Genomic DNA, 11378 nt, shown 5'->3' on the forward strand with positions numbered 1-11378 from the left:
CACGCTCACGCAGCTCGTCGGGGTACTTCTTCGGTGCCGGCATAGCTAAATCTTCTCCCAGGTTTCGATGTCTCCATCAAACCCGGGGCGAAACAATCTGCTCAGCGGCTTGTTCGCCGGCCCGGCCGGCGGGGCCACGGGTTGACCGGCTGCCGTTGTCGTTCCAGCGATCCGCGGCACTGGCCGTGAAGATGCTGAGGTGTTCCTAAGGTTCGCCGACGGAAGTATGAAGGCTGCCTTGTTGAGCTTGAGGTGTGGCGGGGCAGAACCCGCCACAACCCAACACGAGGGAGTCCCATGCGTACCAGAAGGATGTTGGCGACCGTCGCTGCGGCGACCGTCGCGGTGGTCGCCGTGACCGGTGGGTCCGCGGCCTCCGCCGCCACCGGGTCCCAGCCGGCCGGGAAGGGCTCGGTGGCCGTTGCGGCGAATGCGAAGCCCGGGCCGGACAAGGGCGACCAGGACAGGCTCCTGCGCAAGATCGCGGCGAGCCTGCACGTGAGCCTGGCGAAGCTGGAGAACGCGCTGCGCGACATGAAAATGACCAGCCTTCGGCTGGGTGCCGATCCGACCGACCCGCGGGTGGTCGCCGTGTTCGCCAAGGATCTCGGCATCAGCGACGCCAAGGCTCGGGCGGTGGTCAAGGAGATCGTCGGTCAGCCCGGACCGGGCAGGTCCGGCAAGCCGGAGAAGGGCAGCGACCAGGACGCCCTCCTGCGCAAGATTGCGGCGAGCCTGCACGTGAGTCTGGCGGCTCTGGACAACGCGCTGCGCGACATGAAGATTGCCAGCGGCAAGCTCGGCGCCGACCCGACCGACCCGCGGGTGGTCGCGGTGTTCGCCAAGGACCTGCACATCGGCGACGCTCAGGCACTCAAGATCCTCAAGGAGATCGTGGGTCAGCCCGGTCCGGTGAAGCCGCCGTCCGGTAAGACCCCGCCTGGAAAGACTCCGCCGAGCAAATCGCCGTCGCCCGCGCCGTCGGGTAAGGCGTGACGTCACAATAAGTCGTGCACGTTCTGATAGTCGACGACGATGAAGCGGTGCGGCGGGCGCTGATGCACGCGCTGCGCCGCGACGGCTACGGCGTGGCCGAGGCGGCCGACGGGGGTGCCGCGCTCGAGCATGCGGCGGCCGGCGGCCTTCAAGCGATCGTGCTCGACGTCCTGATGCCCGAGCCGAACGGCCTGGAGGTCTGCCGCATCCTGCGCGAACGCGGCGACGAGACGCCGATCCTCATGCTGACGGCCCGCGACCTGGTCGCCGACCGGGTCGCCGGGCTCGATGCCGGGGCCGACGACTACCTCGTCAAGCCGTTCGCCCTGGATGAGCTGCGGGCCCGGCTGCGCGCCCTGCTCCGGCGCGGCGGCCAGACCCGCGACACGCTCGCCTTCGCCGACCTGGAGCTCGACCTGGCCGCATGCCGGGCCCGGCGCGGCGAGCGCGTGCTGTCGCTGACCCGAACCGAGTACGCGGTGCTCGAACTGTTCCTGCGCAACCCGCGCCGGGTGCTCAGCCGCACCGCGATCTTCGAGGCGGTCTGGGGCTACGACTTCGGTCCCGGCTCCAACGCGTTGTGGGTCTACATCAGCTATCTGCGGTCCAAACTGGAGGCCGGCGGCGAGGCGCGGCTCATCCAGACCGTACGCGGCCTCGGATACGTGCTGCGGGAGGAGCCGTGACCCTCCGCGCCCGGGTCTCGCTGGTCTGCGGCCTGGCCGTGTTCGTCGCCCTGTTCGCGGCGGCGCTCGTGGTCTACCTGGCCGCCAACCGTGACCTGCACAACCAACTGGACAACTCGCTGGTGTCGACCGCGTCCAACGCGCCGGACTTCGCCAAGAAGCTCAAGCTGCAGGCCATCGAAACGGGCACGCCCTCACCCGACGGGGTGCTGGTCGTCGGTGACACGGTGCTCCAGTTCGTCTCGTTCGACGAGGTGAAGCAAACGGCCCAGCCGACCGTGCTCGGTCCCTCGAGCGGACTCGGTCCGCTGACCAATGAAGATGTGGAGGTCGCCCACGGCGGGCAGAGCCCGTACTTCTCCTCGATGACCTACCAGGGCCGACCGTACCGGATGTATACCGCGTCCTGGCTCCAGCCCGACGGACTGGTCCGGGTCGCCCGCCCCGAGTCGGCCGCCATCGTGCTGCTCGAACGGCTGGCTCTCATCCTGGCCGCGCTGATACTCGGCGGCACGCTCGCCGTGGCCCTCGGCGCCCGGCTGCTGGCCGGGCGGGTGCTGCGGCCGGTGCAGGCGCTGACCGAGACCGTCGAGCACGTGACCGCGACCCAGGACCTGGCGCTCGATCTCCAGGGGCGCGTGGACATGCACGGCCGCGACGAGATCGCCCGGCTGGCCCGGTCCTTCGCCGCGATGATGGCCACCCTCGACGACGCCGTACAGACCCAACGCCGGCTGGTCGCCGACGCCTCGCACGAGCTGCGCACCCCGCTGACCAGCCTGACCACCAACCTCGAACTCCTCGCCGAGGAGGGCGGCCTGGCCGACCCGCAGGCGCCGGCGCTGCTCGGCTCGGCCCGGGAGCAGAGCGGCGAACTCCGCGCCTTGATCAACGACCTGGTAGACCTGGCCCGCTACGGCCAGGCCGAGACCCACCGCGAGGACGTACGCCTGGACCTGCTTGCCGACGCCGTGCTCCAGCGGGCCGCCAAGCGTGCACCACGCACCCGCTTCGAGACCCACCTCGACGAGTGCTTCGTACACGCCGACCCCGACGCGATCGAGCGAGCAATCGGCAACCTGGTAGACAACGCGGTGAAGTGGAGCCCACCCGACGGCGTAGTCACCGTCACCGTCACCGCCGACGACCAAGAGGTAGCAGTAAGCGTCGCCGACGAGGGCGCCGGCATTCCCCCCGACGACCTCCCACACATCTTCGACCGCTTCTACCGTTCTCCGGCCGCCCGCTCAAAACCCGGCTCCGGCCTGGGCCTGTCGATAGTCCGCCAGATAGCCGACAACCACGCCGGCCGAGTCCTGGCCCACCCGACCCCCGCCGGCACCGAAATGCGCCTAATCCTCCCACTAGGTCCCGTCCCCTAGACCCCGGCGGCCGGGTACGGCGCGGAGCAAGAAATGAGCCCAGGTCGTCGACCAAGGCCCGCCCGAGCGCCCTCTTCCGCCCGTGAGCAGCCCGTTCGCTGCGGAACCAATACGGCCGAGCGGCCGCCCATGAGGCCACGCCGAGAAGGAAGCCGGGGCCGTCGCTGATGATTGCCACAGTCGCGCACGATTCCCGCTCCGGTGGACCGGACCGGCGTGTACGTCAGCGATAGCGCATAGCAATTCGCGGCTTCAAGTCCGTCCTGGTCGAACGCATGGCGGGTACGGCGTTCGTGGTATGTCGACGGGTCTGGCACCCCGGCGGCTGGGCCGGAGCCGTCGACGCCCACGCTCGATCGGCTGCCCGCCCTGGCCGCATCGACCGGTGCCGTCGTGATCTGTGACGGCGAGCCGCGCGTCTTGCCGCGGGCCGTGGAAACCACCGCTTACCGCATCGTCCAGGAAGCAGTGACGAACGCGTTGCGGCACGCCGGCCCGGCCCGGATAGAGGTGCGTATCGGATACCGTCCGGACGGACTGTCGGTGACCGTGCGCGACAACGGGCGGGGTGGCGTTCCGGCGGCCGGCAACGGACTGCGTGGCATGGCTGAGCGCGCCACTGGGCTGGGTGGGTGGCTTCGGGCGGGGCCGGCCGACGACGGAGGCTTCGAGGTGCGGGGGTGGCTGCCGGTATGACGGTTCGGGTCCTGTTGGCCGACGACCAGAGACTTGTGCGGGCGGGCTTACGGGTTCTGCTGGAGCGGGATCCGGACATCGAGGTTGTCGCGGAGGCAACCGACGGGGACGAGGCGATCGCCCTTACCCGAGCGCATCGGCCGGATGTCGTGCTGATGGACATCCGGATGCCCGGCACGGACGGTTTGACGGCCGCTCGGCGCATCCTCGCCGATGCGAGGTTGCCTGACGTACGCGTTGTCGTGCTCACCACGTTCGAGTTGGACGAGTACGTCTTCGCGGCGCTGCAGGCAGGAGCCAGCGGGTTCCTGCTCAAGGATCTGGAGCCGGACGAGCTGCGCCGGGCGGTACGCGTGGTCGCGGCCGGTGACGCGCTGCTGGCGCCCGCCGTGACCGCGGTAGTCAGCGGCCCTCCTATGGCGGATCCGGTGCGGGTACGCCGCTCGTAGCGTTCCGCTCATGTTTCTCATCTTGGGTCCGGCGCTGAATCTGCTCGCCGGCTTCTTCTGGCAGAACGACACTCAAGGCATCACCGCCGGCACGATCATCGTGTTGTCGACTGCGTGCTGGCTCATCGGGCTGATCGGGTTGTTCGAGCGGCTGCGGCCTACCGCTCCGAAGTACGTAGCTGTCGGGTTGCCGGTGGCGGTATTCGGCGCCGTCGGTGGGGGTGGCTTACGGAGTACAGAGTATTCATGAGGGACTGTTCGCCGTGTCCCACGCCGACGCGATCGAACGACTCGGCGAGCACCCGTTCGCCGCATTCGCGGTGTACTGGACGTGCGGGCCGCTGTTTCCCATCAGCATGTTCGTCTTGGGCCTGGTGATGGCGAAGATGCGGGCGGCGCCGCTTCCGGCCGGCATCATGATCAGTCTGGGTGCGGTCGTGTTCCCGCTGAGCCGCATCACCCGGGAGGCGTCCATCGCGCACCTGGCGGACCTGTTCCTGCTGGTGCCGTTCCTCTACCTGGGTCTGCGATCGATGTTCGGGTCCAGGGGCCTACCAGGGCCGCTCGGCGACCGCGATGCCGTGGGTTCCTAGCACAGCGCTCGCCGCACTGGTGAGGCGGGCTCCGCGTTCGTCACCGAAGGCGCGGCGGCCTTGCCGACCTATTTGGCCTTTGAGCCGTCGGGACCCACGGCGAACCAGGTGCCTTGCACGCCCTGACCCTTGAGGTCGCCAGGCTTGGAGTCCTTCGAGAAGCGGTAGATCGGGTGGTTGCCGACCGTCAGCTGGATCGTCCCGTCCGTACGCTGGATCGCGCCGACCTTGCTCGGTTCCACACCCGAGAGGTAGACCTTGCCGCCCTTCGCGACCGTGACCGGCGGCCACGTCTGGGCGCACGTGTCGTAGCAGTTCGACTTGGGGTCGGAGCCGCTGTGGTCCTTGTCGAAGCGGTACAGCGACGCCTGGTTGATGTTGACCAGGTGCGGGGCGCTCAGCGTCTTCGACGTCACTGCCGTGACCTGCACCCACCTCGGCGGCTCTTCCTGGATCGTGACGCCGGTCACGGTGCCGCCGTTGCCGGTCTTGCCGTCCTCGGCCGCGGTCTGGTCGACGACCCGGAGCGGACCGTCGGCGGGCGGGGCCGAGGTCGCCGCGGACGTCGCCGGTGCGGCCGGGGGCGGCGCCTGCTTGTTCGAACTCGAGTCACCGATCGTGATCGTCTTACCGCAACCGGAGACGAGCACGGCCGCACACAACGCCACCGCGGTGGCTCGCAAAGCACGGGTCATGGTGCATACACGGGATAGGGGGTCGAAAAGGTTCAGGTGAACCTTTGGCTGCTCCGGCCCCGTGTGTCCCTCAGCGCATTGGGAGGCCGGCGCGATACAGGAGGGCGAGATGGCGGAAGACGTCTTCATACCGGGCGATGACCTGCAACAGGCCGAGGACATGCTGAACTTCATCGACAACTTCATCGACATCGATCGGAACCAGTTCGACTTCGACGCCGCGTTCGGGCCGGGCCAGTTGCTCAAGTCGGCCAACAACTTCGAGAAGAAGTGGAACGACGGGCGGACGCAGCTGAAGAGGGAAGTCGGCGGGGTGAAGGACGCCGTCCAGAACATCCTCGACTCGTTCAGCAAGACCGATCAGGACGCCGCCAGCAACCTCAGCGATTCGTAAGGGTGACCGCCTTGACCACGACCGCGTCCGCGAACCGATTCCTCATCGACATCCCCAGCCTGTGGAACCAGGTCGACCTCACCGGTGAGCACCTGGCTCAGGTACGCGCACAGGCGCTGGCCGCGACCACCTCCCCGCGCGAGCGGATGGAGATCAACGACATGTTCCGCCAGGGGCGCGATATCAGCCGGGCCGCCCGCAAGCAGGGCGCGTTGCTGGCCGCCGGAACGGCGACGATGTACGACGACGGCCTGTTCATGGCGTACGGCATGGTGTTCGCCGTGACCACGCCGAAGGGTCAGGAACTGACCCTGCCGGTGCTCTCGGCCCAGCTGGGCGCCTCGTCGGACGGCTCAGCCCCCAAGGACCGGGTCATCGCGTCGGCCGAGGTGCCGCACGTCGGCACGGTAGCCCGGGTGACCGGCACCGAGACCACCCGCCTGACCGCCGACATCGACGTCAAGTTGCTGGTCATGCACACGATGATGCCGGTGCCGGGCCGCTCCGAGGATTTCCTGGTCGTCACGCTGGCCAGCCCCAACCTGCCGCTGAAGAACGATGTCTACGACCTGTTCGACGCGATCACCAGCACCTTCCGCTTCGTCACCGAGGACGGCCAGGCGATCAAGGCATGAGCCGAGGACGGCCCGCCGGCACCGACGGGCCGTCCTCGTCCAAAACTAAACCGCCGGCACCTGCACCGAGACCAGCCGCCCGTCGCCCAGATGCAGCAGGCCGCGGCCAGGCTGCGGCGCCTGGCCCACGTAGCCCCGGCTCAGCTTCACGCCGATGATCTCGCCGTCGCTCAGGCCCTGCGGCGAGAGCAGCATGCCGGTCCGGTTGCGTTTGACCTGCCCCATCCACCCGGCCAGGCTGAGCGCCAGCGACTCGGCGTTGCCACCCGCGATGATGCCCCAGCCGTTGCCCTGCGCGCCGCGCGCCAGCATGGCCAGGTCGCTGTCGATGTCGGCACCCATCAGCAACTCCGCGTCGTCGATGACGATCACCGCGTTGTCCTCGGGGATGTCGCCCAGCACCGAACGGAAGTCGGTCACCGTCACCTCGGGATCGTTGATCACCGCGGCCACACCGGGACGCCCCTCGAGCCCGCGTAGCGGTGAGCGGCGCGGGGCGAGCACGACCACGCCCGTGCCCTCGGCCAGCAGCGATTCCGCTGCCGCGAGCAACGCCGTGCTACGGCCCGTCCGCGGTGGCCCGGCGATGACGAACGTCGGCACGTCGGCCAGGTCGGGTCCGAGCGAGGTGAGGCTGTCGCCGCCGATTGCCACCAGCGGGCGCATCGGGCCCCGGTTGACGTGCAGCGCCATCGCGTCGGCGTACGAGATGAGGTCGGGCAGCACGTCGAGCCTCAGCGCCCGTCGGACCGCGGGAACCGCGGCCTCTCGCTTGGTCAGTTCGTCGCCGAGCGCGAGCAGCACCTGGGCCTGACCCGTGCCGGACAGGTCGTTGTCGAGGACCGCGATCTGCACCTCGCTGAGGTCCTTGGTCCGCATCGCGCGGCCGGGCGCCATGTCGGTCGGTGCCGAACGGGTCGGGATGCCGACCGACGAGTAGTCCTGCTTGTCGTTGAGGCGCAGCACGAACTTGTCCTCGGTGGTGCCGGAGTAGCGACCGCTGCCCAGCACCTTGTCACCGGCCAGGACCACGTGGACGCCGACGCCGGCGCCGTCGCGGAGTAGACGGACCATCCGTTCGATGAAGCTGCCGTTGTCGTAGTTGACGAACTCCCGGTCGAACACCTCGAACCGGTCGACCATCAGCACGATCTGCGGCAGCCGCTGCTCGGGCGCCTGCGAGCGGCGAAGCTCGGTCAGGTCGGCCGTTCCGTTCGCGCCGAGGATCGCCTGCCGGGACGTCAGTTCGGCGTTGAGGCGGTCGAGGAGCCGGCCCAGTCGCTCGACCTGGTTCTTGTCGACCACGGCGCCGGTGTGGGGCAGCGCGGTGAGGGCGTTGAGCGCGCCGTTGCCGCAGTCGACGCCGTAGAGGTGGACGTCGTCGGCACCGTGTGCCGTGGCGAGCGCGGCGGCCAGCGTACGCAAAGCCTGCGACCGTCCGCTGCGGGGCGATCCGACGATGTGCAGGTGGCCGGACCGGTCGAGGTCGAACGTCAGCGGCATCCGGCTCTGCTCGGCCGGCAGGTCGACCAGGCCCCACTCGACCGGAGGCAGCGCCGCGGCGCGGACCTCGACCGGCTGCGGGTCCGGTGGCCGGGTCCAGACCAGCAGGTTGGGCAGCGCGGGCAGCCAGGGGCTGGGCTGCCTGGCCACGCCGGCCAGTTCGGCCGCCTCGGCGACGGCGCTGACGAGGACGGCCAGGTCGGTCACGGCCTGGGTGGGTGACTGTCCCGAGCGGCCGGACGATGTCTTGGCCGGCAGCGGCCCGCCGAGGTCCTTCCAGGACACTGTGGACGCCTTGACCGCGATCGGCGTGTTCTCCGGCCCGGCGCCGCCCGGGCGCCGGCCGCCGACGCGGGCGGACTGGAACGGCAGCAGGACCGACGGGCCGAGCCGGGCGTACGCGCGTCCGGGGTTGGCCGACGAGATCTCGCCCGCGTCGGGCGCGTCGATGATGTCCCGGCTCTCGCTGGTGTCGGTCGTCCGCAGCGCGATCCGCAGGTTGGTGTTGGCCCGGATGTCCGGGGTGACCGCGCCGCCCGGCCGCTGGGTGGCCAGGATCAGGTGGATGCCGAGCGAGCGTCCCCGCTGGGCGATGTTGACCAGGCCGGAGATGAAGTCGGGCAGTTCCCGCACCATCGACGCGAACTCGTCGATCACGAGCAGCAGCCGGGGAAGTGGCGCCAGCGTGTTTCCCCCGCGGGCCCGTTTGTCGAGGTAGTCGATGATGTCCTTCGCCCCGGCGACGGCGAGCATGGTCTCGCGCCGCTTGAGCTCGGCGCCCAGCGACACCAGCGCCCGCTCGACCAGGTGGGTGTCGAGGTCGGTGACCAGGCCGACGGTGTGCGGCAGTTCGGCGGCCTCGGCGAAGGCGCTCCCGCCCTTGTAGTCGACCAGCACGAAGGTCATCTCGTCCGGCCGGTTGACCACGGCGAGCGTCGCCACCAGGGTCTGCAGCAGCTCGGACTTGCCGGAACCGGTGGTGCCGGCGATCAGGCCGTGCGGACCGTCGCGGACCAGGTCGATCGAGAACGGGCCGTCGTAGCCGGCGCCCAGCACGGCGGTGGTGCTGCGGCCGCCGAGCGACCACCCGGCGACCAGGGCCTGCGCGGAGGGCGGTTCGACATTCAGGAGGTCGAGCAAGCGTACGGATCCGGGCAGCACGCTGTCGTCGCCGTCCCCGACTCCGCGCAGCGGGGCCAGGGCCCGGCCGAACGGCTCGTACCAGCCGACGTCGGGCGAGTCGGTGCGGATCTGGTCCAGCGGGGTGCCGACGCCGGATCGCAGCGTCGACATGTTCCGCGGGCCGGCCTCGGTCACGACGACGGCTCCGCACTCCTCGGGAAGAAGCCGCTCCTCGTGGTCGAGACAGATCACGTAGACGCCGACCGACGGGCCGTCCCTCAACAGCGCGATGACACCGGGCAGCGAGCGCGCCCGCCGAGCCTGCTCGAGCACGACGAGCACGTCCGGGTAGCCGTTGACGCCGCCCCGGATCAGCTCCGGGCCGGCCGCCAGGCGGGCGGTGACCAGCTGGCCGAGCTCACCGACGCGCCGCGCCAGCGAGTCGACGGTGCTGCCCACCAGCGCGTACGCGTCCTCACTCTGCGTCTGCGCGTGCGGCAGCCACCGGGTCCAGGACCAGCCGCGCTCGCCGTCCGGTCCGGCCAGGATGACCGTACGGAGGTCGGCCGGGCTGTGCAGCGCCGCTGCCTGGGCGACGAGCCAGCGCGCGAGGTCGTCGGCCTCGGGACCGGTGATCCCGACGACACCGGCCCTGCGGATCGGCAGGGCGACCGGCACCTCGTTCAGGGCGGGCACCGTGGTCCGCCGGTGCTCCTCCTGCTGCGGGTCGTCGAGGCTGACCGACGACGGCAGGTCGGTGGTGCCGATGCGGACCGACAGGAAGTCGGGGTCCTGCCAGCGCCGCTCCCACAGCCGCTCGGACGGCTGCATGGCCATCTGCAGCAGCGAGGCCGGGTCGGGCAGGGAGAGGCGCAGGTTGTGCTGCTCGTCGGCCAGGGCGGCCTGCACGTCGGCCTCGATGGTCGCCTTCTTCTCCTCGTACGCCTTGAAGTCCTCGCGGTATTTGGTCATCGCCTGTTTGCGTCCGCCGAACTGGCTGACCAGCGCGGCGATGGGGGAGAGCAGGGCGATGAAGACGAACGTCCACTTGCCGGTGGCGATGATCGTCACGATCGCGCTGCCGATCGGCAGGAGCAGGATCGGCAGCAGCGGGATCGGCCGCTTGGACGGCTTGATCGGCGGGTTGGGCAGGCGGAACTTCGCTCCGGAGGCTGGCGGCAGGAACCGCGGCGGCCGGTTGAACTCGAGTCCGAGCCCGTCCGCGGCCGGTGTCAGCGGCGCCCGGTTGGACTGCCGCGACGTTAGTTCGAGCAGGATGTCGCCGACCGTGACGAGGTTGCCCTCGCGCCACTTCGCGCCGGCGTCCGCCTTCTTGCCGTCGAGCAGCGCGTGGTCGGCGGCCAGCAGCTCGGCCGTTCCGTCGAGCCGCACCCGCACCCGGGCCGCTTTGGCCGGGGTGGTGCCGTCCTCCGAGGCCAGTCGCACGCGGCAACTCGCAGCGCTGCCGATCTCGTAGTCGCCGGGCAGCAGCCGAAAGATGGTGCCGGCTCCGGGCCCGGAGACCACCCGGATCTCCGTACGCCCCTCGGCCTCGGGCTCGGCCGGCAGTGGTGTGCCGAGCCCGAGGTCGACGCCGTCCCGAATTCCGGCCGCGGCCAGCGTCGCCTGTGGATCCACCGGTTCCGAGCCCAGGTAGACCCGCGGTTCGGTGGCGCCGAGGCCGACCGCGCGAGCCAGTTCGGTCGCGAGGCTGCCGGCCGTCGCCTCCGGCTCGGTGTCGACGACGACGGTGGTGGAGTCTCCCTCCACCTGAGGATCTCGGACGCTGAGGTTGATTCGCACGGTTGACGACCTTCGCTCGGGATTTCGGGAGGGATCAGTTGAGGTTCGAGCCGAGCTCGTCGTCGGTCTGCGAGAACGCGTCGCCGACGCTCTTGACGTACTGGCCGATGCCCTGCAGACCCTGATTGACCTGGTCGAACCCCTTGGCGAACTCGTCGAAGAACGGCGAGAACTTCTGCTGCGCGGCCGGGGTGCTGTAGCCGTTGGCGAGCAGGCTGGAAATCTTGCCCTTGACCTCGGTCAGCTTGTCCTGCAGCTGCGAGAAGTCGTTGAGCAGGGCCTGCGACGTCGAGGCGGTCTCATCGGAGTTGACCTTGTAATCGGGCATGGTGATGCTCCCTTGTGGTGTTGCGGTTCATCCCCTCGGTCGAGGGGAGGTCTTTTCCGCGGCGTTCGCGCACCGCTCTTCACCGACGCTTGGGTC

Annotated in this window: 11 protein-coding genes and 1 pseudogene; 9 read left to right on the forward strand and 3 right to left on the reverse strand. The window is 69.8% G+C overall.

What is annotated here, in order from left to right; genetic code table 11:
* Window positions 1-297: 297 nt before the first annotated feature.
* The 7 genes and pseudogenes from ACIA5C_RS36970 to ACIA5C_RS37000 all read left to right on the forward strand — a co-directional run bounded on the left by ACIA5C_RS36970 (window position 298) and on the right by ACIA5C_RS37000 (window position 4802).
* Window positions 298-996 carry a hypothetical protein gene (locus ACIA5C_RS36970; RefSeq protein WP_396063530.1) on the forward strand — a complete coding sequence of 233 codons (699 nt, stop codon included), beginning with the start codon at window positions 298-300 and terminating at the stop codon, window positions 994-996.
* 14 nt (window positions 997-1010) lie between these two features.
* Entirely contained in the window at window positions 1011-1682 is a 672-nt protein-coding gene (locus tag ACIA5C_RS36975) for a response regulator transcription factor (RefSeq protein WP_396063532.1), read from the forward strand.
* A complete protein-coding gene (locus ACIA5C_RS36980; protein WP_396063534.1) occupies window positions 1679-3064 on the forward strand; it encodes a sensor histidine kinase in 1386 nt (461 codons plus the stop codon). Before ACIA5C_RS36975 ends, ACIA5C_RS36980 begins: the two co-directional genes overlap by 4 nt.
* 432 nt (window positions 3065-3496) lie before the next feature.
* Entirely contained in the window at window positions 3497-3760 is a 264-nt protein-coding gene (locus ACIA5C_RS36985; RefSeq protein ID WP_396063536.1) for a sensor histidine kinase, read from the forward strand.
* Window positions 3757-4173, forward strand: a pseudogene (locus tag ACIA5C_RS36990) (response regulator transcription factor); the annotation flags it as partial. The gene ACIA5C_RS36985 and the pseudogene ACIA5C_RS36990, both read left to right, overlap by 4 nt.
* Window positions 4174-4219: 46 nt before the next feature.
* A complete protein-coding gene (locus ACIA5C_RS36995) occupies window positions 4220-4459 on the forward strand; it encodes a hypothetical protein (protein WP_396063538.1) in 240 nt (79 codons plus the stop codon).
* Between the two features lie 13 nt (window positions 4460-4472).
* The gene (locus tag ACIA5C_RS37000) at window positions 4473-4802 is read left to right on the forward strand and encodes a hypothetical protein (protein ID WP_396063540.1); all 330 of its coding nucleotides are present in this window, start codon (window positions 4473-4475) and stop codon (window positions 4800-4802) included.
* 68 nt (window positions 4803-4870) lie between these two features.
* Here ACIA5C_RS37000 and ACIA5C_RS37005 read toward each other — a convergent pair whose 3' ends face one another.
* Window positions 4871-5497 (reverse strand): hypothetical protein, encoded by a 627-nt coding sequence (locus ACIA5C_RS37005; RefSeq protein WP_396063542.1) that lies wholly within the window; start codon window positions 5495-5497, stop codon window positions 4871-4873.
* Between the two features lie 109 nt (window positions 5498-5606).
* Here ACIA5C_RS37005 and ACIA5C_RS37010 point away from each other — a divergent pair, with 109 nt between their 5' ends.
* Together ACIA5C_RS37010 and ACIA5C_RS37015 are read left to right on the forward strand one after the other, a co-directional pair.
* Window positions 5607-5891 carry a hypothetical protein gene (locus tag ACIA5C_RS37010; protein ID WP_396063543.1) on the forward strand — a complete coding sequence of 95 codons (285 nt, stop codon included), beginning with the start codon at window positions 5607-5609 and terminating at the stop codon, window positions 5889-5891.
* 11 nt (window positions 5892-5902) lie between these two features.
* A complete protein-coding gene (locus ACIA5C_RS37015; protein ID WP_396063545.1) occupies window positions 5903-6526 on the forward strand; it encodes a hypothetical protein in 624 nt (207 codons plus the stop codon).
* A 45-nt stretch (window positions 6527-6571) separates the two neighbouring features.
* Here ACIA5C_RS37015 and ACIA5C_RS37020 read toward each other — a convergent pair whose 3' ends face one another.
* Both ACIA5C_RS37020 and ACIA5C_RS37025 read right to left on the reverse strand, forming a co-directional pair.
* On the reverse strand, window positions 6572-10954 hold the full coding sequence (locus ACIA5C_RS37020; RefSeq protein ID WP_396063547.1) for an FtsK/SpoIIIE domain-containing protein: 4383 nt from the start codon (window positions 10952-10954) through the stop codon (window positions 6572-6574).
* A 34-nt stretch (window positions 10955-10988) separates the two neighbouring features.
* Window positions 10989-11282: a WXG100 family type VII secretion target gene (locus ACIA5C_RS37025; RefSeq protein WP_396063549.1), complete on the reverse strand. Its 294-nt coding sequence runs from the start codon at window positions 11280-11282 to the stop codon at window positions 10989-10991.
* Window positions 11283-11378 lie beyond the last annotated feature (96 nt).

It is taken from the genome of Actinoplanes sp. NPDC051343 (assembly GCF_044455125.1).
GTDB lineage: Bacteria > Actinomycetota > Actinomycetes > Mycobacteriales > Micromonosporaceae > Actinoplanes.